The 23,989-nt window shown below is 74.2% G+C and carries 16 protein-coding genes and 1 pseudogene; 9 read left to right on the top strand and 8 right to left on the bottom strand.

What is annotated here, in order from left to right; all coding sequences use genetic code 11:
- Positions 1 to 140 precede the first annotated feature (140 nt).
- Positions 141 to 1,121: a LacI family DNA-binding transcriptional regulator gene (locus IO40_RS0128940; protein ID WP_031027254.1), complete on the bottom strand. Its 981-nt coding sequence runs from the start codon at positions 1,119 to 1,121 to the stop codon at positions 141 to 143.
- A gap of 254 nt (positions 1,122 to 1,375) precedes the next feature.
- Here IO40_RS0128940 and IO40_RS0128935 point away from each other — a divergent pair, with 254 nt between their 5' ends.
- A complete protein-coding gene (locus tag IO40_RS0128935; protein WP_016468266.1) occupies positions 1,376 to 2,788 on the top strand; it encodes an NCS2 family permease in 1,413 nt (470 codons plus the stop codon).
- Between the two features lie 42 nt (positions 2,789 to 2,830).
- Positions 2,831 to 4,609, top strand: coding sequence for an adenine deaminase C-terminal domain-containing protein (locus IO40_RS0128930; RefSeq protein ID WP_041968855.1), 1,779 nt, complete (start codon positions 2,831 to 2,833; stop codon positions 4,607 to 4,609).
- 25 nt (positions 4,610 to 4,634) lie between these two features.
- Here the strand turns inward: IO40_RS0128930 and IO40_RS0128925 are convergent, their stop codons facing one another.
- Positions 4,635 to 5,513: a helix-turn-helix domain-containing protein gene (locus IO40_RS0128925; RefSeq protein WP_031176423.1), complete on the bottom strand. Its 879-nt coding sequence runs from the start codon at positions 5,511 to 5,513 to the stop codon at positions 4,635 to 4,637.
- Between the two features lie 92 nt (positions 5,514 to 5,605).
- Positions 5,606 to 8,742, bottom strand: a pseudogene (locus IO40_RS34200) (endo-alpha-N-acetylgalactosaminidase family protein).
- A gap of 229 nt (positions 8,743 to 8,971) precedes the next feature.
- Here IO40_RS34200 and IO40_RS0128915 point away from each other — a divergent pair.
- The 3 genes from IO40_RS0128915 (at position 8,972) to IO40_RS0128905 (ending at position 13,704) form a co-directional block, all read left to right on the top strand.
- Positions 8,972 to 11,461: an ATP-binding SpoIIE family protein phosphatase gene (locus tag IO40_RS0128915; protein ID WP_051719244.1), complete on the top strand. Its 2,490-nt coding sequence runs from the start codon at positions 8,972 to 8,974 to the stop codon at positions 11,459 to 11,461.
- Positions 11,462 to 11,489: 28 nt separating this feature from the next.
- Entirely contained in the window at positions 11,490 to 12,374 is an 885-nt protein-coding gene (locus IO40_RS0128910; protein WP_016468271.1) for a hypothetical protein, read from the top strand.
- A gap of 214 nt (positions 12,375 to 12,588) precedes the next feature.
- The gene (locus IO40_RS0128905) at positions 12,589 to 13,704 is read left to right on the top strand and encodes a TolB family protein (protein WP_031176421.1); all 1,116 of its coding nucleotides are present in this window, start codon (positions 12,589 to 12,591) and stop codon (positions 13,702 to 13,704) included.
- Positions 13,705 to 13,814: 110 nt separating this feature from the next.
- Here the strand turns inward: IO40_RS0128905 and IO40_RS0128900 are convergent, their stop codons facing one another.
- The 5 genes from IO40_RS0128900 to IO40_RS0128875 all read right to left on the bottom strand — a co-directional run bounded on the left by IO40_RS0128900 (position 13,815) and on the right by IO40_RS0128875 (position 19,558).
- Positions 13,815 to 14,804, bottom strand: a complete 990-nt coding sequence (locus IO40_RS0128900) for a carbohydrate kinase family protein (protein WP_031176420.1) — start codon at positions 14,802 to 14,804, stop codon at positions 13,815 to 13,817.
- 20 nt (positions 14,805 to 14,824) lie between these two features.
- A complete protein-coding gene (locus IO40_RS0128895; protein WP_016468274.1) occupies positions 14,825 to 15,316 on the bottom strand; it encodes an SCP2 sterol-binding domain-containing protein in 492 nt (163 codons plus the stop codon).
- Positions 15,313 to 16,578: an NAD(P)-binding domain-containing protein gene (locus tag IO40_RS34195; RefSeq protein WP_016468275.1), complete on the bottom strand. Its 1,266-nt coding sequence runs from the start codon at positions 16,576 to 16,578 to the stop codon at positions 15,313 to 15,315. The genes IO40_RS0128895 and IO40_RS34195 overlap by 4 nt, the downstream gene beginning before the upstream one ends.
- 191 nt (positions 16,579 to 16,769) lie before the next feature.
- Positions 16,770 to 17,285 carry a GNAT family N-acetyltransferase gene (locus IO40_RS0128885; RefSeq protein ID WP_016468276.1) on the bottom strand — a complete coding sequence of 172 codons (516 nt, stop codon included), beginning with the start codon at positions 17,283 to 17,285 and terminating at the stop codon, positions 16,770 to 16,772.
- Positions 17,286 to 18,388: 1,103 nt separating this feature from the next.
- Positions 18,389 to 19,558, bottom strand: a complete 1,170-nt coding sequence (locus tag IO40_RS0128875; RefSeq protein WP_016468277.1) for a helix-turn-helix domain-containing protein — start codon at positions 19,556 to 19,558, stop codon at positions 18,389 to 18,391.
- 185 nt (positions 19,559 to 19,743) lie between these two features.
- Here IO40_RS0128875 and IO40_RS0128870 point away from each other — a divergent pair, with 185 nt between their 5' ends.
- The 4 genes from IO40_RS0128870 (at position 19,744) to asnB (ending at position 23,985) form a co-directional block, all read left to right on the top strand.
- Positions 19,744 to 20,232, top strand: a complete 489-nt coding sequence (locus IO40_RS0128870) for a hypothetical protein (RefSeq protein ID WP_016468278.1) — start codon at positions 19,744 to 19,746, stop codon at positions 20,230 to 20,232.
- Positions 20,233 to 20,336: 104 nt separating this feature from the next.
- The gene (locus IO40_RS0128865) at positions 20,337 to 20,558 is read left to right on the top strand and encodes a hypothetical protein (protein ID WP_016468279.1); all 222 of its coding nucleotides are present in this window, start codon (positions 20,337 to 20,339) and stop codon (positions 20,556 to 20,558) included.
- Positions 20,559 to 20,944: 386 nt separating this feature from the next.
- Positions 20,945 to 22,141 carry a nucleotide disphospho-sugar-binding domain-containing protein gene (locus IO40_RS0128860; protein WP_031176419.1) on the top strand — a complete coding sequence of 399 codons (1,197 nt, stop codon included), beginning with the start codon at positions 20,945 to 20,947 and terminating at the stop codon, positions 22,139 to 22,141.
- A complete protein-coding gene (asnB, locus tag IO40_RS0128855) occupies positions 22,129 to 23,985 on the top strand; it encodes an asparagine synthase (glutamine-hydrolyzing) (RefSeq protein WP_031176418.1) in 1,857 nt (618 codons plus the stop codon). Before IO40_RS0128860 ends, asnB begins: the two co-directional genes overlap by 13 nt.
- Positions 23,986 to 23,989: the final 4 nt, after the last annotated feature.

Here is a 23,989-nt window from a genome sequence, read left to right as displayed (position 1 = left end):
CGAGTGGCCCGAGGCCGGACAGTCGCAGGCCGGGTGGCCCGAGGCCGTGCGGCCCCACATCAGGCCGCCCAACGCCGAGCCGCCCGAGACCGGGCACCCCGACACCGGGCACCCCGACACCGGCCCGCCCGCGCGCGGGCTCAGTCGGGGTGGCCCGGGCGGGTGGTGGAGCCGCGGGGCTGGAGGCGGGTGGCCAGCCGGGTGGTGGCCGCGGGGCGGGTGCCGGAGCCGGCCTGGAGCACCCGCGAGACGGCCAGGGCGCCCGCCTCGGCCACCGGGACGTCGAGCGCGGTGACCGGCGGATCGGTGGCGCCCAGGGCCGTCAGGTCGTCGGCGGCGGCCAGGCTGAGGTCCTCGGGGACGCGCAGTCCGGCGGCGCCCAGGCCGTGCAGCAGGCCGAGGGCCAGATAGCTGTTGTAGGCGACGACGGCGGTGGCGGCGGGCGGCAGGTCGCGGGCGGCGGCCACCCCGGCGTCGTAGGTGGGCGGCAGCGGGCCCCGCACATGGAGCCTGCCGTCGTGCGCGGCGGCGGCCTCCTCCCCGGCGCTGCGGCGTTCCCGGTCGGCCCAGGAGCCGGGCGGGCCGGACAGGTAGGCGATGTCGCGGTGGCCCAGCCGGGCGAGGTGGTGGACGAGTTCGGCGGTGCCGGAGGCGGTGTCCAGGACGACGGCGGGCAGTCGTCCCACCCGGCGGTCGACGAGGACGACGGGGCGGCGGCGGGCCAGTGCGCGCAGGGTGCGGTCGTCGCCGACGGGGGCGACCAGGACGAGTCCGTCGGCTTGTTCGCCGAGGCGTTCGGCGAGGACGGCCTCGCGTTCGGGGTCGTACTCGGAGACGCCGAGCAGCAGATGGCTGTCGGTGTCCTCGGCCGCCTGCTGGGCGCCGAGGACCAGTGGCGAGAAGAACGGGTTGGCGAGCGTGGGCACGATGAGTCCCAGCAGTCCGGTGCGCCCGGTGGTCAGTGCGCGTGCCGCCCGGTTGGGCTGGAAGCCCAGGCGCTGTGCGGCCTCCCTGACCCGTTCCAGGGTGGGCGCGGCGACCATGTCGGGCCGCATCATCGCGCGGGACGCGGTGGCCTTGGAGACCCCCGCTTCCCTGGCCACGTCCGCGAGCGTCGGCACGCTGCTCCCCTCTGCCGGTCTTCCCGCGCGGACCGGTCCGTGTCATCCTATCTGCAACCGGTCTCTGCAACCGGTTTCAGAGACCGGTTGCAGAGACCGTGCCACACACCCCGTGCCCGGCACGGACGCCCACTCCCGGCGGCACCCCCACCGTCGCGGCGTCCCGCCCCGCACGGCGCCCGTGTCCGGAGCCCGCGCTCCCCGATCCCGTACGAACCGCCGCTCCCCCCGCGGCCCGCGCACCCGAGGTAGCGATGCCCCACACCGACAACCCGCCCCCGGGGCAGCCCGGCACCACGCGGCCGGACGGCACCGGCACCGCGACCGCCGGACCGCCCCCGCAGCCCAGCCCGTCCGGCAACTCCCTGCTGGAGCGGTGGTTCGCCGTCCGCGCCCGGGGCAGTACGCCCCGCACCGAGGTGCTGGCCGGCCTGTCGATGTTCGTGGCCACCGCCTACGCCGCCGTCGTGGTGCCCGGACAGCTGGCCAAGGCCGGGATGCCGCACGGCCCGGTGACCACCGCCGTCATCCTCGCCGTCGTCCTGGCCACGCTCGCCATGGGACTGGCCGCCAACCTGCCCTTCGTGCTGGCCCCCGGCCTCGGCGGGGTGGCGCTGGTGGCGGTCACCCTCGTCGGCCAGGACCACGTGCCCTGGGACGCGGCACTCGGCATGGTGCTGTGGTCCGGTGTCGCCTTCCTGCTGCTGACCCTCTTCGGCATCCGCGACCTGCTCACCCGGCTGATGCCGCTCAACCTCAAGTACGCGATCAGCGCGGGCCTCGGCCTCTACATCGCGCTGCTCGGCTTCCGCGACAGCGGCCTGGTGGAGGCCAAGCCGCAGAGCAACAGCCTCACCCTGGGCGATCTGTCCCAGGCCCCGGCGCTGCTCGCCCTGGGCGGGCTGGTGCTGCTGGCCGCGCTCTCCTCCCGCAAGGTGCCCGGCGCCTTCCTGATCACCATGGCGGCGGTCACCGTCGCCGGTATCCCCGCCGGGGTCACCGAGCTGCCCGACCACCTCTTCGGTGCCCCCGACAGCCCCGGCCCGGTCGCCTTCCACGTGGATGTGCTCGGCGCGCTCAAGCCCGAGTACTTCCCGTACATCTTCGCCTTCTTCGTCTCGGAGTTCTTCTCCATGACGGGCACCCTGCTGGCCGTCTCCGGCCGGGCGAAGCTGCTGGACGCCGACGGCAACCTGCCCCGGATGCGGCGCCCCTTCTACGTCGACTCGGCCGCGGTGATCGGCGGCGCCGGGCTGGGCGCGCCCAGCATGACGGCGTATCTGGAGTCCTCGGCCGGCGCGGACAGCGGCGGACGCACCGGGCTGTCCTCGGTGGTGGCCGCGGGCGGTTTCGCCGCGCTGCTGCTCATCACCCCGTTCGCCACCCTCATCCCGTCGGCGGCCACCGCGCCGGTGCTGATGTACATCGGGCTGACGATGCTCGGTGCGCTGCGCAAGGTGGACTTCAGCGAGCCCACCACCGCGCTGCCCGCGGCCCTGCTGGTCGCCACGACCGTCTTCTTCGGCAACTTCGGCACCGGTATCGCCGTCGGCCTCGCGGCGCACGTGCTGATCAAGGCGGCGGCGGGACGCTTCCGCGAGATCCCGTGGGGTCTGTGGATCGTGATGATCCCGCTGGGCTACTACTTCTACACGCTCGTCTCCTGACCGCCGGCCGCACCGGCGAAGGACTCGCAAAGGACACATCCGATGACCCGCAACGACACCCCCGGCACGGCCGGCACCCCCGAGGACGAGCACGACCTGCGCATCAGCGGCGGCACCGTCGTCTCCGCCTTCACCGGTGAGGAGTTCGCCGCCGACGTGCTGGTGCGCGGCGAGACGATCAGCGGGGTGGTCCCGCCCGGGACGCGCGCCGCCGCCCGCGCCCACCTGGACGCCACCGGCCTGCTGGTGGCACCCGGGTTCGTGGACGCGCACATGCACATCGAGAGCTCGTTCCTGACGCCCCGCACGTTCGCGGCCGTCACCCTGGCGCGCGGCACCACCACGGTGCTGGCCGACCCCCACGAGATCGTCAACGTGGCCGGCGCCGAGGCCATGCGCTGGATGATCGAGGAGGGGCGCGGGACCGCCCAGACCCAGCTGTGGGGCGTCCCCTCGTGCGTTCCGGCGGTCCGCGGGCTGGAGCACTCCGGCGCCGATCTGGGGGCCGACGACGTCGCGGCGATGCTGCGCTGGCCCGGCGTGGTCGCGCTCGGCGAGGTGATGGACTACCGCGCGGTGGTCGGCGGCGAACCGCGGATGCGCGGCGTCGTCGGGGTCGCCCGGGAGCACGGCGCCCTGCTGGACGGCCACTGCCCCAATCTGAGCGGCGCGGAGCTGAGCGCCTACATGGCCCAGGGCATCGACTCCGACCACACCAAGAACCGCACCGAGGTCGTCCTGGAGAAGGCCCGGCTGGGCATGCTGATGATGCTCCAGGAGAAGTGTCTGCTGCCCGAGGTGGTCGAGGCCCTGCTGGCGCTGCCGCAGCTGCCGCCGCTGTGCCTGGTCACCGACGACCTGGCCGCCGACCACATCGTGCGGGCCGGGCATCTGGACCACATCGGCCGGGTCGCCGTCCGGGCGGGGCTGCCGCCGGCCGCCGCGCTGCGGGCCATGACCTGGACACCGGCGCAGCGGCTGCGGCTGTACGACCGGGGTGTGGTCGCGCCGGGCAAGCGGGCGGATCTGGTGCTGCTGCGCGGCGCGCTGGGCGACTTCGACCCCGCGGTGGTCCTGGCCGGGGGCCGGGTGGTGGCCCGCGACGGCGCGCCGGAACCGGAGTCCGGGGAGGGTGTCCGCCGGGAGGGCGGCGCGGGGAGCGCCGCCGGCGGGCCGGCGGCCGGCGGGCCGCTCACCGGCACCGTGCGGGCCGCCTCCCCCGGCCCGGAGGATTTCCGCTGGCTGGTCGATCTGCCCGACGGTGAGCACACGTTCCGCGCGATGCGGACCAATCCGCGCGACACCTACACCGAGGCGGTCGAGATCGTGCTGCCGGTGGCCGGGGGTGAGGTCCGGTGGGAGGGCCGCGCGGCCCTGGTGCGGGTGCACAACCGCTACGGACGGCAGGGCACGGTCTTCGCGCCGCTGCTCGGCCCCGATCTGGCGCCGGGTGCCGTGGCCACCACGTACGCGCACGACAGCCACAATCTGCTGACGATCGGCACCTCCCCCGCCGCGATGGCGGCGGCCACCGCGCAGGTGGTGGCGGACGGCGGCGGTGTGGCCGTGGTGCACGGGGACGGTGCCACGGCGGCGCGGCTGCCGCTGCCGGTGGGCGGGGTGATGTCGCCGGCGGCGGCCGACGAGGTGGCGGCCGGTGCGCGGGAGGTGCGTTCGGCGCTGGAGGAGTGGGGCTGGCGGCACCTCAACCCGTTCATGAGCGTCTCCACGCTGACGCTCGCGGTCTCCCCCAGCCTCAAGATCACCGATATGTCGCTGGTGGACGTGGCGCGCCGCGACCCGGTGACCGCCACCGTCTGACCCCGGCCGGGGTGCCGCCGGGCCGCTACCGGGCCGGCGGCACCCTGGGGGGACGGCCGGGATCGGGTACGCGGCTGGTGTAGCCGCCGGGGACCTTGCGGGACTGGGCGGCCCGGAACTGGACGGGCGGCGTGCCCACCCGCCGGGTGAACAGGCGGGAGAAGTAGGCCGGGTCGTCGTAGCCGACGCGCCGGGCCACGGTGGAGACGGGCAGATCGGTGCCGGCCAGCAGTTCCTTGGCGCGGCCCAGCCGGATGCCCAGCAGATAGTCCTTGGGGCTGCATCCCGCGCTGCGGCGTACGGCGGTGCGCAGTTCGGCGGCGGTCATACCGTGCCGGGCGGCGTGTTCGGCCACCGACAGCGGCAGGAAGGCGTCGCGGGCCAGGGCCTCCAGCACGGGGGCGCCGTCCGCGGTGGTGTCGGCGCGGGCCCGGCGCAGGGCGACGAGGAGTTCGTGGACGGCGGCTGCCGCCTCGATCTCCAGCAGCGGGTTGCCGGGCCGGGCCGCGCGGGCGACGCGGGCGATGGCGGCGCGGGCCGGTCCGGCGTCGGTGAGCGGCACCAGGGGGCGGCCGGGCTCGATGCAGCCCAGTTCGGTGTAGGCGGTCACCGCCGAGCCGGTGAAGTCGACGAAGCTCTCGTCCCAGCCTTCGACGGGGTCGGCGCCGAAGTGGTGCGGGACGCCGGGGGTGATCCACAGCAGGGCCGGGGCCACCACCTCGTGGCGGCGGCCCCGGGTGTCGTCGGGGTGGGTGCACCAGCCGCGGCCGGCGCTGATGACGACGGCGACGTGGTGGTCCAGGGTGCGCGGGCCGACCGGGGGCAGCGCGCCGTGCTGCATGCCGACGCCGAGGCAGACCAGTCCGAGGCGGTGGTGCACGGGCCCGGGGGTGAAGTACCGCATCCACGACTGGTAACGGTGCTCGGCCACCGTACGTGCTCCCCTCACTCGACCCGGTGAGCAGCGTACGGGCGTCAACCCTGGTCAGTCACCGGTCAGTCGGTCACCTCCGTCACGGTGAAGGTGTCCAGGACGAACTCGGCCTTGCCGTCGTCGCCGGTCTTGCGCAGCCCCACCCACGCCTCGCCCCGCTCCGGTGCGGTGAACTCGTGGGCGAGGGTGGCCGGTTCGATGGCGACGGGCAGGGGCCGGCGGTCCAGCTCCCGCGGGCCGGGCTCGTCCACGCCGGTGACCCACGCGTACTGGCCCTCCTTCTCGTTCTCGTACCGGAAGGAGACCCGGTAGGTCCTGCCGGGCCGGAAGCGGACAGTGTGCGGGACGGTGCGGTACACCAGACCGGTGTTCTCGCCGCGCGACTTGAGGGACTGGCCGCCGTCGACCACGTCGTCGACGGCCTTGCCGTTCCAGCCGCGCTGCGTGTAGGGCGCGTGCCGCTGGGCGATGTGGGTGCGCGGATCGGTGGCGCCGCCCGCGTCGCCCTTGACGAAGGGTCCCCAGCCCTGCGGCACGTGCTCGAAGTCCTCGTGCGCGAGGGTGCCGTTCCGGTCGGGCCCGGCACCCGGCAGGACCGGGGGACGGGTGCCGGGCACCACCCGTACGTGGTCGAAGCGGACGGGCACGTCACCGGTCTTCGCGGTGAGGGCGAGGGTGACGGGGCCGCCGCCCTCGGGCACCGTGAACCAGGTCGTCATCCGCTGGAAGCGGGTGCCGTGCTTGAGGTCGGCGGCGACATGGTTGACGGCGGTGGAGGTCTCGGTCCAGTTCTCGGCGGTGACGCCGTCGGCGGTGCGGACGGTGAGGGCCGCACGGCGCCGGTCGCCCGCCTTGTCACCCACCTGCACCTGCACGGAGGCGGCGTAGGCGCCCGGCTTCAGCCGCGCGAGCCGCTGGGAGACCCCGGCGGCGCCGCCGGGGGCCAGCACCAGTTCGGGGTCGCCCAGCGCGTTGCGCTCCACCCGCGCCTCGCCCTCGACCCGCCAGGCGTCGAGCCCGCCGGAGTGGAAGCCGGGGTCGGCCAGCGGGGTGCCCTCGCCCCAGCGCGGGTCGGGCCGGGCGGGCGCGGGGGTGCGGCGCACCACGTACGGCTGCTTCGCCTTCGCGGTGAGGGTGATCCGCCCGCCCGAGGCGGCCACCCGCTGCGGCTCGCCGAGGCCCTGCCAGGTGAGGGGGTGGACGTACACGGTCCGGGCGCGGGACCAGCCGGCGGGCAGCCGCCAGGTGGTGCGCCCGCCCGCCGGGTTGAAGTGGTAGAGCTTCGCCGGGTCGGTGGCCTTGCGCGGCTCCCACGGCAGCAGGTAGGCGCCGTCGTCGTAGACGGTGCGGCCGTCGGTGGTGATGCGGCGCCGCCCTCCGGTGTCGGTGACGGAGGTGGCCTCCTCGCCCTCGAAGGTGATCTCGTGCTCGGTCCAGGTGCGGAGGGGCCTGGCCTGGAGGTACTTGGCGGGCAGGCTGTGTGTCCAGATCAGCTCGTAGAAGGCGTGCCAGTCGGTCTTGCCGCGCCAGCCTTCGTAGTTGCCCATCCGGGGAGCGCCCAGCAGGGTGGGCCACTTGTCGGCGAACACGTCCTTCTGGTGGTTGCGCAGGAAGCGGATGAGGCGGGAGTTGATGCCGCGTGAGCCGTCGCCGCCGTAGTCGGTCTCGGTCGCCCAGTGTGACCACAGCGCGGACCTCTCGAAGCCGTGGCCCCATTCGGTGGTGACCCGCCAGCCCTGGTCGCGCAGCACCCGCTGGAGGCGGTCGGAGGTCCAGCCGGACTCGCGGAAGACGTCGATGTAGAGGGAGGTGAGGCCCTTGTCGGTGTCCCGGCGCAGGTCGGCGAGGCGTCGTTCGATGTCCCCGGACACCAGGTCGCGGCGCTGGTCGATGCGGTAGGACTGGTCGAGCCAGTCCCACTGCTCGTCGGTCTTGTCGACGAGTTCCTCGGAGAAGGCGTGGGCGACCGGGTACGACTCGGTGGCGTTGATGTGCACCGCGAAGTCGGAGTTCCACCTGCGGCCGGCGCGCAGCAGGGTGTTGAGGTCGGCGAGGCCGCCGGCCCGCTCGTTGTAGTTGCCCGCGTAGTCGGGGTGCGCCGAGTCGTGGCCCTCGGACTGGTAGCCCTTGAGCAGGGTGAACTGGCGCAGCCCGTCGGTGGCCAGATGGATGCGCTTGACCTGGTCGAGGGTGGTCAGGAAGGGGTTGGTGGCCTGGCTGGCGAAGTTGAAGGGGATGTGCGGCACCACCCGCAGGTGCTGTTCGTCGGCGCCCTGCGGGTCGACCATGATGTCGCGCATCGCGATGGCCGCGTCCTGCCAGTCGGCCACCCCGTCGCCGTTGCGGTCGCCGGTGAGGATGACGGTGGCCCAGGGCAGCGGCTCGGTCTGCGCGGGTCCGGCGCCGGCCGCCCGGTACGTCCACTGGCCGCAGGTCAGCCGGGCGGCGCGCACTCCCTGGCCGGCGTCGGCCGTCTGCCGCCACAGCCGGCCGTTGTCCCATGAGGCGCCCTTGGTCTCGGCGGGCTTGTCGTAGCAGGTGTTCGTCTCGATCGCCGCCGCCAGCTCGCCCGTGGCGACGACCGCGTAGGCGCAGCCCACCGGCTGCGGATCGGTGCCGGTGGCGGACGTCAGCTCGATGAGGGTGTCGCCGCTGCCGTTCTTGTCCAGCTCCACCCGGGCCGCGTACAGCACGGGCCGGGGCCCCTGGTCGGAGCGGACGGTGAGGAAGGCCAGTCCGGGCAGCTGGAGGGTGCCGATCCGCCCGCCGGGGGCCTCGTCGATGCGGGTGACCCGCCAGTGCACCCGGTCGTCCTCCACCTCGATCGCGACGGTCAGCCGGGTGCCGCTCGCCAGGGTGAGTGTGTAGGTGATGCGGTGCTCGCCCGGTCCGGCGGTGACCTTCGGGGTGTGCTCCTGCCCGTCGACGAGCAGCGTGGTGACGGGCTCCTGCTGGGCGTGGAGCCGCTTGCCGGTCCTGGTGTGGGTGTAGCCGACGATGCGGGGAAGGCCGCGTCGACGGTCACCTCCAGTTCGCGGCTGCGCAGCGTGTGCGTGGCCGGGCCCGCCTGCCGGGCCGCGGCGGCGGGCCCGGCCGCGGACACGAGGGCGGGGCCGGCGACGCCGCCCACGCCCGCCGCCGCACCGGCCGCCACCACACGCCTGCGGGTGACACCCGCGCCGGTTCCACCGCTCGTCATGGTTCCGCCCCTCCCGTTCGGGTGCAGGTCGCCTTCGGCGCCCCACCTTTTGCGACCTCGGGCGCGCTTGCCCATGGACATGCGTACGGGGTTGTTGGACTTCCCGCGAAGGTGCCCGTCCGGCGGTGCGGGTGCATGCTGCTGGAGGGGACGGAGCGAACGGTCCCCGGTGTGCGCGGGGCGGGCCCGCGTACCACTGTCCGTACCAGGCCGACCACGGAGGAGTGACGTGGAGCCTCCCGCCCAGCAGCCGCTGGACGACAGCCCCGCCCCCGGCTTCGACGGCGTCGCCGCCGCGCTCCTGGACGGTGAGGGCCGTATCAGCTGGTGGTCGCGCGCCGCCGGCCGGCTGCTGGGCTGGAGCGCCGACGAGGTCGTCGGCACCCTGGGCCGGGAGCTGGTCGCGCGGGAGGATGCCGCGGCCGGGGGTGCGGGTACGGCGGGCGCTGCCACCGTCCGGGGGCCGGCCGCCGGCGCCGATCTGGAGCGCGGGGCCGTGGAGCCGGTCGCGGGGCGGGTCCGCCGGGTGCGGCTGCGGCACCGGGACGGGCACGCGGTGACGGCCGACGTGCGGCTGCTGGCCGCCGACGAGGGGCCCGGCACCCTGGTGGTGGCCGTCGTCCCGGGGCCGGGCACCGGGCGGGGTCCCGACCAGTCCCTGGCCCGGGAACTGCTGGCGCAGGACCGGATTCCGGCGGTGCAGCTCGACATGGAGATGCGCACCGTCCGGGCCAACCCGGCGTTCGAGGCGCTGCGCCCCGAGGGGGCCGGTGACGACTGGCTGACCTCGCTGCCCAGCATGGAGGGCGAAGGGCTGTCCGGGGACGCCTTCCGGCGGGTCGCCGAGGAGGGGACCGCCCTGGTGGCCGCCGAGTACGGGGTGGGAACGCCCGGCTCGGAGACGGGCCTGGCGCTGACGTGTCTGCGCATGGAGGGGCCCCTGGGCGAGCCCAGGGGCGTGGTGGTGACCGCGCGGGAGATCTCGCAGCGGCAGCGCGCCCGGCGCCGCCTCGTCCAGGCGTACGAGCGGGCCTTCGCCCTGGGCTCGTCGCTGGATGTGGTGCGCACCGCCAGGGACCTGGCCGAGGTGCTGGTGCCGGCGCTGGGCGAACTGGCGAGTGTGGATTTCCCCGACGACGTGCTCCAGGGCCGGGACCCTCCGCTGGGCTATCCGGGTCATGCGGCGTCCGCCCCGCGCCGGGTCGCCGCGAAGGCCGCGGAGGGCGAGTGGCCGGCGCACCTGGTGCAGGTGGGCGAGCCGGTGCCGGTGGTGCCCGAGCGGCCGGAGAACGCCGTCACCCAGGTCGGGGAGGTGCTGTCGGCGGGGCCGGAGCGGGCCCGCCGTGTCCTGGGCCACGATCCCGCGCTGATCGCGCGGATGCTGCCGGAGGGGATGCGGGACTCGCTCGGCTGCCCGCTCTACCACGGCGGGCGCTTCTTCGGTTACGTCCAGGTCTTCCGGGTCCGCAATCCGGCGCCGTTCGAGGACGCGGACGCCGCGTTCCTCCAGGAGCTGTGCCAGCGGACCGCGGAGATACTGGACAACGCGTTCCGGTACACGCGCGAGCACCGCACCGCGCTCGTTCTCCAGCGCAGTCTCCTCCCGCCGGCGGCCACCGAGTCGTCGGCCGCGGAGACCGCCGGTTCGTATCTGCCGGCCGGCGGCAGCGCCAGTGTGGGCGGCGACTGGTTCGACGCGTTCCCGCTGTCCTCACTGCGCCTCGCACTGGTCGTCGGGGACGTGGTCGGCCACGGGCTGCGCGCGACCGCCACCATGGCGCGGGCCCGCACCGCCGTGCAGACCCTCGCCGATCTGGACCTGCCGCCGGAGGAGCTGCTGACCTGCCTCGACGATCTGATGCAGCGGATGAAGGAGGAGGCCGACCAGCCGGACAGTGTCGGCGCCTCCTGTCTGTTCGCCGTCTACGACCCGGTGAGCCGCGAGTGCAGCATGGCCAGTGCGGGGCATCCGCCGCCCGCCGTGGTGCTGCCGGACGGCAGCGTCAGCTATCCGGAGCTGGTGCCGGGGCCGGTGCTGGGCGTCGGGGACAACCCGTTCGAGGTGACCACGGTGCGGCTGCCGCCCGGCAGTGTGCTGGCCCTGTACACCGACGGGCTGCTCGGCCACGACCGTGAGGCGGGGATGGAACGGCTGCGGGACGACCTGGGCCGGCTGTGCCCTCCCACCACCGGGCCCGGTACCGCGATGCCGCCCCGGCCGCTGGACCGGATCAGCGCCGACCTGGTGCGGCGCCATCCGGACACCGACCACCCCGACGACGACGTCACCGTGCTGCTGGCCCGCACCCGCGCGGTGCCCGAGAGCGACATCGCCTTCTGGGAGTACCCTGCCGACCCGGCCGCCGTGCAGGCCGCCCGGGAGGACGCGGGGGCCCAACTGTCCGCGTGGGGGCTGGTGGAGGAGTCCTTCACCACCGAACTGATCGTCAGCGAGCTGGTCACCAACGCCATCCGCTACGCGGGCGGCCCGGTCGGGCTGCGGCTGATCCGCGACCACGTGCTGGTGTGCGAGGTGTCGGACCCCAGCAACACCCAGCCGCGGCTGCGCCGGGCGCGGAGCACCGACGAGGGCGGGCGCGGCCTCTTCCTCGTCGCCCAGCTCGCCCACCGCTGGGGCAGCCGCTACGGGGACCGCGGCAAGACCATCTGGACGGAGCAGGAGCTGGCTCCCGGCGGCGCGGCGCGGGCGCTATCGTGACCGTGGGCCACGCGGCTGGGGGTGCGGAATGGGCGGTGCGACGGGCGACCCCGTGGAGCGGGGCTACCCGCACCTGGAGGTGGTGCACGAGGCGCTCACCGCGGTGCACCGGCGGCTGACCGCCGACGGTCTGCCGCACTACGCCGCCGCGGTCGCCCCGGCCGATGTGGCCTTCGACGACACCGAGGACCTCCACCTGGGCACCCAGCGCGTCGCGGGCGCCCTGGTGCGGCACCTGCGGCTGCCCGAGGCACGGGTGATCGTCACCTTCCGCGAGATGACGCACGCCGCGAACGTGGAACTGACCGCCGGGCCCGAGTACTTCGTCGAGCTGAACACCCGCTTCGCGCGGCACCGCCGCGACATCGGTGCCGCGCTCGCCCACGAGGTCACCCACATCTGGCTGCACCGGCTGGGCCTCTCCTTCCCCGGCACGGACGCCAACGAGGTGCTCACCGACACCGCCGCCGCCTACCTGGGCGCCGGCTGGCTGCTGCTCGACGCCTTCCGGCAGGACGCCCTCACCTCGCAGAAGCTGGGCTACCTCACCCCCGAGGAGTTCGGTTACGTCCTGGCCAAACGGGCCCGCCTGGTGGGCGACGACCCGGCGGTGCTGTTCACCAGCCCGCAGGCGTACGAGGCGTACGAGCGGGGGCGGGCGCGGGCCGAACGGGAGGAGCGGGTGCCGCCGCTGGCCGCCGCACCCTGGCCGGCCCGGCGGCGTTACGCGAGGGACCGGCGGCACGGGACGGCCGCCGCACACGGCGCCGGATACGCCTTCGAGGGCGCGGGCGGCACACTGCGGGTGTCCTTCCCGTGCCCCGCCTGCCGGGTACGGCTGCGCGTACCCGTGCGGGGCCCGGTGCGGGCCCGCTGCGGGGTGTGCGGCTCGGTGTGGGAGTGCGACACCTGAGAGGGCGCAGCCGCCTGCCGCGGCGCGGACATCCGGTCGGACCGGCCCGAGGGACTCAGTCCGTGCGCCGGGCCGCCGGACTCGTACGCCATCCGACGCACCGACCGCACCTCATGTGACGCATTGACCCCGCAGCGCCGCCCCCGGTTGGCTGTCCGTGGCCCTCCGGCGGAGTGCCGGGGGCGGGACGGGGTCCCGGATCCGAGGGGGGAACATGAGGGGAAACACCGAGCGGCGTCGCGGCCCGAGACGCCCGCGTTCCTTGCTGAGTGCGGCGGTCGCCGCCTGCGCGGTCACGATGGCACTCCCGGCAGCCGCCGCCGCCGAGCCAGGGGCCGCGCGCGGCGGAGGCGCCGGGGTCGAGCGGGTCAGTGTCGCGTCCGACGGCACCCAGGGCGACGGTGACTCCACCGGTGCCACCATCACCGACGACGGACAGCGCATCGCCTTCCGGTCGCTCGCGAACAACCTCACGTCCGCCGGTGCGGCGTACTACAACAGGGTGTTCGTCCGCGACCAGCGGACGAGCCTGACCACGATGATGAACGCTTCCAACAAGTCCCCGAACGAGCGCCCGGTGATCAGCGGTGACGGCCAGTACGTCGGCTTCTGGGCGGACTTCCAGAAATACACGAAGACCCATCTGTCCGTGGTGAGTTCGGGTCTCACGATGACCATCGGCTGCGCGGGGCTCAGCTGCCGGCAGCCGTCGCTGAGCACGAACGGCCGCTACGTCGCCCACACCGCCACCTTCGGCCAGCTTCCGACCCGCCAGCGGATCGAGATACAGGACTGGCAGGCCAACGCCTCCCAGTACGTCACCGAGTTCGCCCACACCGCCCCGGCCCGGCCGTCCATCAGCGGGGACGGCCGCTTCGTCGCCTACCAGGACGGCCAGGAGCAGGACGTCTACGTCTACGACCGGACCGACGACACCTCCGCCGGACCGGTCGAGGGTGCGGGCAAGGCGGCGACGCTCGTCCAGCTGAGCAGGAACGGCGAGAAGATCGTCTACCTCTCCGGCGACGACACCCACGTCCAGGAGGAGAGCACGGGCGCCGAGCAGGTGGTGCCGAACGCACGGGGCCTGGCCATCGATCCCTCCGGGCGCTACCTGCTGTACGCCCCGCTCGATCCGGGCGGGCCGTCCCTCGTGCTCCGCGACCTGCGGACGGGCACCGACGAGACCGTCTCGGACCGGCCCGCCACGGCCGGCACCGACTCGGTCAGCGCCGGTGGACGCGATGTGGTCTTCTCCTCCACGGCCGACGACATCGTGCCGGGCGACACCAACGGCAAGTCGGACGTGTTCGTCCGCCGCTTCTACTGAGCCGCGGGCCCTGCCGGCCCGGCGGGGCGCGGGCGGCGTCCACGGCCTCGCCCGCGCCCCCCGGACGGGTCTGGACCGCCACCCCGTACCCGGCGGCGCGGCAGCCGCCCTCAGCGGAGTGCCGTCAGGCGGGGAGCCACCTGGCGGGCCGCCCGGTCGCCGTAGGCGGCCCGCAGCCGGGCCAGCAGCGGGGTGCGGCGCAGTGTGTAGGTCTGGGTGCCGGTGGTCTCCAAGGCGGTGGCGGCGAGCACGCTGCCGAGCCGGGCGGCCTGTTCGTGGCCGAGGTCCCAGGCCAGGCCGGCCAGGAAACCGGCGCGGAACGCGTCCCCGGCGCCGGTGGGCTCCGGGGTCACGCCGCGGCGCAGGGGCGCGGCGGCGATGTCGAGCGGGCGCACCCCGGCCTGTTCGAGGTGCACGCCGTCCGCTCCGCGGGTGGTGACCCAGGTGCCGACCCGCCCCAGGATCTGCTGTTCCGTCCAGCCGGTGCGTTCCTGGAGGAGTACGGCCTCGTAGGCGTTGGTGAACAGGTAGGCGGGGCGGTCCAGCAGGGCCCTGGTGTCGGCGCGGCCGAGGACGGCGAGCTGCTGGGAGACGTCCGCGGCGAACGGGATGCCGAGCGCGGCGCACTCGCGGGTGTGCCGCAGCATCGCCTCCAGGTCGTTCGGGGAGACCAGCACCAGGTCGAGGCCGCCGGTACGTTCGGCGACCCGGCGCAGCGAGATCCGGCCGGCCTCGCTCATGGCGCCGGGATAGAAGGAGCCGATCTGGTTGTGGTCGGCGTCGGTGGTGCACACGAACCTGGCGGTGTGGCGGGTGGTGCTGACGTGGACGGAGTCGGTGTCGACCCCGTGCTCCTTGAGCCACAGCTGGTAGTCGGACCAGTCGCCGCCCACGGCGCCGACCAGCACGGGGTGGAGTCCCAGCCCGCCGAGGCCGAAGGCGATGTTCGCGGCCACCCCACCCCGCCTGACCTCCAGTTCGTCCACGAGGAAGGAGAGGGAGAGCCGGTCGAGGCTGCCGGCGAGCAGCTGTTCGGTGAACCGGCCGGGGAAGGTCATCAGATGGTCGGTGGCGATCGAGCCGGTGACGGCGATGCGCACGGGATCCTCCTTGCGGGGCGTCAGGCCGTCTCCCCGCCCGGGCGGGCGGAGTCGCGGGAGCGGGAGCCGAACCACTCGATCCAGTTCATGGCGAAGAACGCGTCGCCCGTGATCTTCAGCCGGCCGCTGACGAACGCGTCGGTGCCCTTGGCCGCGCCCACGGCCAGTGCCACCAGATCGTCCAGGGCCACGCCGATGGTGGCGTCCGGGGTGCCGTCGAGGGTCCGGGAGATGGTGCAGGTGCCGTCGGTCACGGCGACGTAGCGGTGGCGGACGCCGAGCGGCGTGCCGACCTCGTAGTGGAAGACGCCGCTTCGGCCGCCCGCACGGGACGGGCGGAAACAGGCACGGAACCAGGCGAAGACCAGGTCGAGCACCGCGTCCACGTCATCGACGCCATTCACGTGATCCACGTGATCCACGTCGTCGCGCGGTGCCGCGGCCCCGCCGCTCCCGCGGGTCCCGGCGGCCAGGGTGCGCAGCCGCTCCAGCATCGGGTCCGGCGCGGTCACCGGACCGCTCCCCCGCCGTTGCCGCGCACCGTGTGCTCCAGCAGGACGGAGGCGTCCTTGTCGCCGTCGCCCGCGGAGTTGACGTACGCGAAGCGTTCCCGGACCGCCTCCAGCACCGGCAGCGGCACACCGGCGGTCGCCGCGTCGCTCAGCGCCAGCCGCAGATCCTTCTCCATGAGCGCCGAACGGAAGAACGCGGGCTCGTAGCTGCCCTTGCGCATCAGTTCGGCGCGGAACCGCAGCACGACGGAGCTGAACCCGCTCTGCGCCACGGAGGTCAGCAGCCGTTCGCGGTCGAGCCCCGCGGCCACCCCGTAGGCGACGGCCTCCGCCAGGGAGGCGACCTGGGCGCCCAGCAGCAGATTGAAGATGAGCTTGAGGGTGGCGGCCGTGCCGGGCGCCCCGAGGTGGACGACCTGACTGCCCAGGGTGTCCAGCAGTCCGCGCACCTCGGCGATGTCGGCCTCGTCGCCGCTGGTGAACACCCGCAGTTCGCCCTTCCTGGCCTGGAAGGGGTTGCCGACGACGCATGCCTCGACCCGGCACAGGCCGAGCCGCGCCAGCCGGGCGGCGCTCTTACGGGCGTACGCGGGCGAGACGGTGGAGGTGTCCACGACCACCGCGCCCGGCGCCAGCACCTCGGCCACCTGCCCGAACAGCACCTCCTCCACGGCGGCCTCGTCGGCGAGGCTCAGCAGCACCACGGAGTGACCCTTGGCCGCCTCGGCCGGGCTCGCCGCGACCATGGCACCCGCCTCGGCGAGCGGAGCGGCCTTGGCCGCGGTGCGGTTGTGGACGGTGAGGGGGTGCCCCGCCGCCAGCAGACGGTGCGCCATACCGGCCCCCATGTTGCCCAGCCCGATGAAGGCGAGGGCTGCGGTGCCCTCGGCCGGGGGGCGCTCCTCGGCGGCCGGGCCGGCTGCCGGGGCCGGCTGCGCCTCGTGCGCGGGCGGCACCGTGCACACCGTCTCCGTGAGGACCATCTCGCCACCCTGACGGTACGGCTGGAGCCTGCGGCGGTTCTCGACGTGTGCCGCGCCGCGCTCGAAGGACCGGAAGGACGCCTCGTCCTCCCAGTCGGTGACGACGAAGAACTCGTTCTCGTCCGCCGTGGAACGCAGCAGCGCCTGCCCCCTGTTGGCGGGCTCGCGCGCGATGCCCGCGGCCACCTCCCGCCAGGTGCGTTCGAACTCCTCGCGGCTGCCGGGACGGATCTGCATCCGCAGCAGGACGCGGAAGAGCGGCCGGGAGTCAGCTTCCATGGTGCCCGCCTCCAATGCGTGGGACCGCGCGGACCCGGCGGGGCACCGCACGGGCGCCCCCGGAACCGCCTGGGGCCGCTTGGGACCCGCACCACGGTCCCCACCGGCGCTCGACGACGGATCGAGACCGGCTCCCGGCCGGCTCGGCCCGGCGCCGGGCCACCGCGGGGAGGCCCGTCACCCGGTGGGGCTCAGCTCAGGCCGTTCTGCTCCCGGTGCACCAGATCGCGCGCGTACCAAGTGCCCGGCTCGCCGCCGAGGTGGGCCGGATCGGCCGGGCCGGCCGGGACGAACCCGGCCTTGACCAGCACTCTGCGCGACGCGGCGTTCCGGTGGACGGTGGCCGCGCGCAGCGTGTGCAGCCCGTACCGGGCCGCCGCCAGCCGGCACAGCTCCAGGACGGTCGCGGTCGCCACACCGCGACCGGCGACGCGCCGCCCGACCCGGTAGCCGAGTTCCGCGGCACCGTCCTCGATGTCCACCAGGTTGAACCTGCCGAGTACCGTCCCGTCCCCGTCGAGGAGCACGTGGAAGGCGCAGACGCCGGCTTCCTGCTCGGCCAGCAGAGCGTCGAACCGCTCGGCGAACCGCTCGAAATAGCCGTCGCCCCGGTCGGGGACCGAGGCCGCGAAGTAGTCGCGGTTCTCGGTCTCGAAGGCCAGCACCGCCGGGGCGTGACCGGCGTCCAGTCGCGTCAGCTCGGGCATCGCCCGACATTATCGGGACGGCCACGCCGGAACCATCCGTTTCCCTCCTGGGCGCGCGCGGGTCACTTCTCGCGCACCCCGGTGCCGGGCATGCTGTCCCAGCAGTCGTCACGGAGCGCGGCGTGGGCGAGGAGGACGGCGGCTCGCATCTGCGTGAGGGGGTCGGCGCTCCCGTCCGGATCGGCGGTGAACAGGGTTTCGCCGTCGCGGTGTCGCGGGCGGCGCGGCGCAGCCGGCCGGCAAGCGTGCGGGCGGGCCCGGGGGTGCTGTGCGGGAGGGGCCGTTCCCTCGCATCCCACGCGAGGCAGGACAGCGCGTGGGCCCGGTCCTCGGCAGTGCTGGTGCGCCAGCTCCCGGCCAGGAAACGGGACTGCGCGGCGTCATGGTGGCCGACGATGTGCAGCTTCCACCGCATGTGCCGCACCAGAGTGAGACTGCGAGCCGTCCGCTCAGCCATCCTGGGTCTCCTTCGAGGGGTACCGCCGGGGCGGGCAGCCGCAACGGCAAGTCACACTGATGAGGGGCGGACGGTCCCCGGCCACCGGCGTGGCGGTCACCTCCAGGCGCGGCATCTGCCCGCACCCGGAACAGGGCGTCAGATCGCGTTCCAGCGCCGCCCGCACGGACTCGATCGCGGGGTCAGGAACGGTCGCGTCCCGCCCCTCGCCACAGCGCGGACACCGGCATGGCGGGCACGGCACCCACACCGGAGGCGCCCCCTCCCCCGTCACGGTCCGCTCCCGTGACCACGTACGCCCCGAATCACGGGACACCCGCATCGTCATACGACTCATGACCGGGCGCCTCCGCCCGACTGTCGGTGGAACGCGATGCGGCCGGTCCATGCGGGGGCAGGTGGCCGGGTGTGCGCGGTGGTCTCGCCCACCAGGCAGGCACCGTTGCCGGGGGCATCGGGCGAGTCAGGGGCGTCCACCGGAGCGGGGGCGGCTGCGGTGAACGACGGGAGGTCCGGTTTCTGGCCGGTGAGCACAGTGCACCCCTATGAAAGTCGAGAGTAGTCGGAGCGCTACTGAGCGTAGCCAGGTGAGATCTCAGTCACCATGGCACTTTCACCTGCGGGGACCCGGAAGTACCAACAGGAGTTACATCGGCACGCCCACCTCATCGGCCAGCTCCCGCATTCCGGGAGTCAGCGTGCGACGGTGCTGGACCACCTCTGCCATGACATCGCGCGCCGACCGCTGTTCAGCCAGCCATTCCGGGGCCTGCGCCCGTACCTCCGAGAGGACATCGACCGCTTCCCCGTACTGACGCATCATGACGTGCGCTCGCGCGACGTCCATCCGGTGCCGGTGGAACTCCGTGCTCGCGGCCGGTCCGACCGCTTTCAGCTGGTCCGCCACCTTCAAGACCTCGTCGGGGCGGTCGAGGACGATGCCACGCTCCGCGTTCTTGTACGCCACGGTCACCGGTCCCCAGGTCGCCAGCCGACTGTCACCCCGAGGCAGCTCCTTGCCCGTCATCACCGCCACCGAACGGGCCAGGCGCATCGCGTCCTGGGCCTCTCCCGCCCGGTTGTCGCGCAGGCTCGCGGCGGACACCTGAAGGAGAAGCCAGCCCCACGCGGCCAGTTCCTCAGTCGTGGCCCGGGAGATGCGCGGTTCGACTTCGTCCGCCCACCGCGTCGCCATCTCCCGTGCTTCCGCCAAGCGTCCTTGCCGCACCAGGAGCCATGTCCATGTCGTCCTGACCGACGCGGCCCGCAGACGGTCGGGCGCGGCGTCGGCCGCACGTGACAGCGCCGTTTCGGCCGCGCCGAACTGGCTGGCCTGAGTCAACACGCTCCCCGCGATCTGGAGAGCGTGTGCGCGCAGAGCGCGCGCTTCCTCGCCGTCGCCGAGCACGTCGACATCGCGCAGAAGCGGCACGAGCAAGGCCGAGACCTCCTGCAAGTGGTTCTTGAAGAAAGCGGAACGCAGGGCAGGCAGCGACGAGCGGGCGCCGTCGATGGACGGCTCCTCGTCTGGCTGGCCGGGCGGGTGCTCGACGGCCTCCTGAAGCGGACGCCACGGCTCGGCAACAGGTTTCACCACCTCTTCTCGCCGGAGAAGGCTCGACGTCGCCACACGCAGGGAACGGGCGAGCCGGTGGGCGGTCTCCATACGGGTGTCCCGTACCTCACCCTGTTCCAGCTTCCGGACGAGCGAGAGAGAGACCCCGGAAGCCGTCGCCAACTCACGTTGCGTCAGGCCGCGGCGCTTGCGGATGTCACGCATGCGCGCCCCGATGTGCGTGTCACAATTCTCGGGCATACTGTCACTCTCCGTTCTGGATTCGACACTCAAAACGGTACGCCGCCGGGGCTCGGTGGGGCGATGCGTCCGGCTCTCTACTCCTCTGCGGCCAGGGGCCGTTGGCAGCACCGGACGCGTTACAGGACCACACTCGGCGCGTTCCGCCACCATGCCGTAACGGCGGAACCGATGAAGGGCCATCCATGACCACTCTCGCGGTGACAGGACACATGGACCTGACGGACGAGACGGTGCCGCTCGTCCGTGACGCGCTGGACAAGGTCCTGGCCGATTACGAGCCCGCCGGGCTGGTCGGCGTCTCGTGCATCGCGAAGGGCAGCGACAGCCTGTTCGCGGAAGCCGTCCTCGATGCAGGCGGCCGGCTGGTGGTCGTCCTGCCGTCCCGCGACTACCGGGACGCCAAGGTGAAACCGGAGCACGCGCCGACCTTCGACCGGCTCCGCGCGGCGGCTTCCCAGGTCGTGGTGATGCCGCACGAGACCGCGAACCGGGCGGCGTACGAAGCGGCCAACGCCGAGCTGCTGCGGCGTGCCGACCGGCTGGTGGCCGTGTGGGACGGCCGGCCGCCCTCCGGGAAGGGCGGCGGCACCGCCGACACGGTGCAGCTGGCACGGACCGAAGGGCTGGCTGTCACCGTGGTGTGGCCGCCGGGGGCAGCCCGGAAGGGCTGATCCAGGAGGCGCGGGGCGCGAAGACGTGCCCCCCTGTGCGTACGGGCCGCTCGGTCGGGCCCTCTCGCGGTGCCGATCGCGGGCACCCGGCGCAGAGTGGGTGCATGGCTGGTGCTCCGATCGTCGTGTATCCGCCCGATGAGGACGGCGGGCGCCGCGTGCGTGCGCGGGGCGCGATCCTCGGCCGCGCCTACAGCAGCGCTGACCTGCTGGAACTCCTGCGCCGGGCCGGGTTCGACCCCGAGGATGTGAACTTCCACGAGCGCGCCCCGATCGAGTGGCGCGGCGGCGGTCCCGATGTGTGGGGGCCCGGCGACGCGGGCTGACCGCCGCCGGAGGTGCCCGGGCGGGCACACGTGGGGCCCTCCCCGACTGACCACCGCCGAAGGCGCCGACCGGGCCCTGACGCGGGACCCTCCCCGACTGACCGCCCCCGAAGGCGCCCGGGCCCGGCCCAGACGTGGGGCCCTCCCCGACTGACCACCGCCGAAGGCGCCCGGCCGAGCCCAGACATGGGGTCCTCGGCCCTGCCCGCGACCCAGCGCGCCGCTCCACACCGAGGGACCCAGCGCGCCGCTCCACACCGGGGGAGCCGGCATGCCCGCTCCACGCCGGGGAGCCGTCGGGGCTTGAGCGGGGGGCGACCGGCGCCCTAGCCGGCTCGGCCACGGTCTGCGTCGTCACCGTTGTCGACGAAGGGGCTGTGGCTGCGATGCGGGTACTGTTCACGACCTGGGCCTGGCCCTCCCATCTGTATGCGCTGGTGCCGTTGGCCTGGGCCTGCCGCAGTGCGGGGCACGAGGTGCTGGTCGCGAGCCAGCCGGAGCTGTTGCCGCTGATCGGGCGGACGGGGCTGCCGGGCGTGGCCGTCGGCAAGGACGTGGACGGCGTCGGCATGGTGCGCGGCTATGTGCTGCCCAGCCAGGACGATCCGGTGGGCGACCGGCGGGCGCCGCGGGAGGGCAGGGGTCCGCGTGCGCTGCGGATGTTCACCGCGCACGCGGATTCGATGGTCGACGGGGTCGCGGAGGTGGCCCGCCGCCGCGGGGCCGATCTGGTGGTGTTCGAGCCGACGGCGCTGGCCGGCCCGCTGGGTGCCGCCGCCGCCGGGATACCGGCCGTGCGGCTGCTGTACGGGGCCGATCTGATGGCGCGGGCCCGGCCGCTGCTGCCGAAGGCGCTGGCGCCGCTGGCCGAGCGGGTGGGGGTGGACCCGGCGGGCTACGACCCGTTCGGCAGCTGCACCGTCGATCCGTGCCCGCCGGGCTTCCAGGTGCCGGCGCAGGCGGGCGAGGAGCGGCTGCCGATGCGGTACGTGCCGTTCAACGGGCCGGGGACGCCGCCCGATCCGCCGCTGCCGCCACCGCGTCGCGGGCGGCGCAGGATCGTCGTCACGTGGGGGCACACCATGGCCCGGCTGGACGGGGCGCTCTTCCTGGCGGGGCACGCCGCGCGGGCCGTGGCGTCGCTGCCGGGCACTCAGACGGTGCTGGCCGTCACCTCGGCGCAGCTGCCGCTGCTGGGCGAGCTGCCCGAGGGGGTGCGGGTGGTCGTGGACGCGCCGCTGCACAGCGTGGTGGACGGCGCCGATCTGGTGGTCGCGCACGGCGGTGCGGGGACCGTGCTGACGTCGCTGCGGGCGGGGCTGCCGCTGCTGCTGGTCCCCCAGCTTCCCGATCACGCCGGGCACGCGGCGCGGCTGCTGGCGGCCGGTGCGGGTGAGGTGCTGACGCGGGACGAGGCGAGCGGTGAGCGGCTGCGCGAGGAGGCGGCGCGGCTGCTGGACGCGGCCGAGGGCGCCGGCCGGCGGGAGGCGGCGCGGGCGCTGCGCGACGAGATGCTGGCGCAGCCGTCGCCCGCCGAGGTCGCCGGGGTGCTGGCCGAGCGGGTGGTCGCATGTGCGGCATAGCGGGCTGGGTGGACTTCGCGCGGGATCTGCGCGAGGAGGCGGTCACCGTGCGGACGATGACGGCGACGCTGGCCAACCGGGGGCCGGACGACGAGGGCGTGTGGGCCGACGCCGACGCCGCGCTGGGGCACCGCAGGCTGGCGGTCCTCGACGTGGCGGGCTCACCGCAGCCGATGGCGGCCGAGGAGGACGGACGCACCCTGGCCGTCCTCGTGCACAACGGTGAGGTCTACAACTACCGGCGGGTGCGGTCGCGGCTGGAGGGGCTGGGGCACCGGTTCCGTACCGCGGGGGACACCGAGGTGGTGCTGCGGGCCTATCTGGAGTGGGGCGAGCGGTGCGTCGAGCATCTGGAGGGGATGTTCGCCTTCGCGGTGTGGGACCCGGCGCGGCGCCGGCTGCTGCTGGCGCGGGACCGGCTGGGTGTGAAACCGCTGTACTTCGCGCACACCGCCGACGGGCTGCTGTTCGGCTCGGAGCCGAAGGCGCTGCTGGCGCACCCGTCGCTGGAGTGCGTGGTGGACGCGGAGGGCCTGGCCGAGCTGCTGGCCTACATCGCCACTCCGGGGCACGCCGTCTACCGGGGCATGCGGGAGCTGCCCGCCGGTTGCACGGCCGTCTTCGAGCCGGGCGCGGGCTCGCCGGTGCTGCGCCAGTCGCGGTACTGGTCGCTGCCCCACCACGAGCACCCGGACACGCAGGAGCGGACGGTGGAGACCGTGCGGGGGCTGCTCCAGGAGTCGGTTGCCGCGCACCTGGTGTCGGACGTACCGCTGTGCACCCTGCTGTCGGGCGGGGTGGACTCCAGTGCGCTGGCCGCGTTCGCGGCGCGCTGCGGGGAGGGCCGGCCGCGGACGTTCGCGGTGGACTTCGAGGGGCACACCGAACGGTTCCGCAAGGACTTCTGGCACGAGGACCCGGACGCCCCCTATGCCGCCGAGGTCGCCCGTCATGTGGGCACCGATCACGAGCCGGTGGTGCTGCGCACCAGCGATCTGGCGGACCCGGTGGTGGACGCGGCGGCGCTGCGCGCCCAGGATCTGCCGCGGCCCATCCCGGACATGGACCGGTCGTTGTACCTGCTGCTGCGGGCGGTGCGGCAGCGGTCCACCGTCGCGCTGATGGGCGAGGTCGCCGACGAACTCTTCGGCGGCTACCAGTCCTTCCGCGACCCGACCTTGGTGGACACCGCGAACTTCCCCTGGGTGACGATGGGGCTGCGGGTGGCGCCGCACGGTATGAGTACCGGGCTGCTCGATCCGGGGCTGCTGCGGAAGATCGACGTGCCGGGCTACTCGGCGCAGCGCTGGGCGGAGACGGTCGCCGAGGTGCCCGAGGTGCCCGGCGAGGCGGGGACCGAGCAGGTGATGCGGCGGGTCGGGCACGCCCATCTGACGCGCTGGCTGCCGCTGCTGCTGGCCCGCGACGACCGGCTGAGCATGGCCGTCGGCCTGGAGCTGCGGGTGCCGTACTGCGATCACCGGCTGGTCGAGTACGTCACCAACATCCCGTGGGCGATGAAGACCGCCGACGGCCGGGAGAAGAGCGTGCTGCGCGCCGCGGTGGCCGATCTGCTGCCCGCGTCGGTGACCCGGCGCCGCAAGAGCCCCTTCCCCGTCACCCAGGACCCGCGCTACGGGCAGGTGCTGCGCGACCGGTTCAACGCGGTCGTCACCGACCCGGCCAGCCCGGTGCGGCCCCTGCTGGACGGGCCCGCGTGCGCGGAGCTGGCCCGCGAGGAGCGGCCGGTGGCGGTGGACGGGTGGGGCGAGCGCCGCAACGTGGAGATGGTGCTCCAGCTGGACGCGTGGCTGCGGCACCACCGGGTGCGGCTGGAGCTGTGAGAGC

Origin of the sequence: Streptomyces albus subsp. albus, from assembly GCF_000725885.1 — a bacterium.
GTDB lineage: Bacteria > Actinomycetota > Actinomycetes > Streptomycetales > Streptomycetaceae > Streptomyces > Streptomyces albus.
The sequence above is the reverse complement of the archived record's forward strand: the minus strand, read 5'-3'. Positions and strand labels throughout refer to the sequence as shown.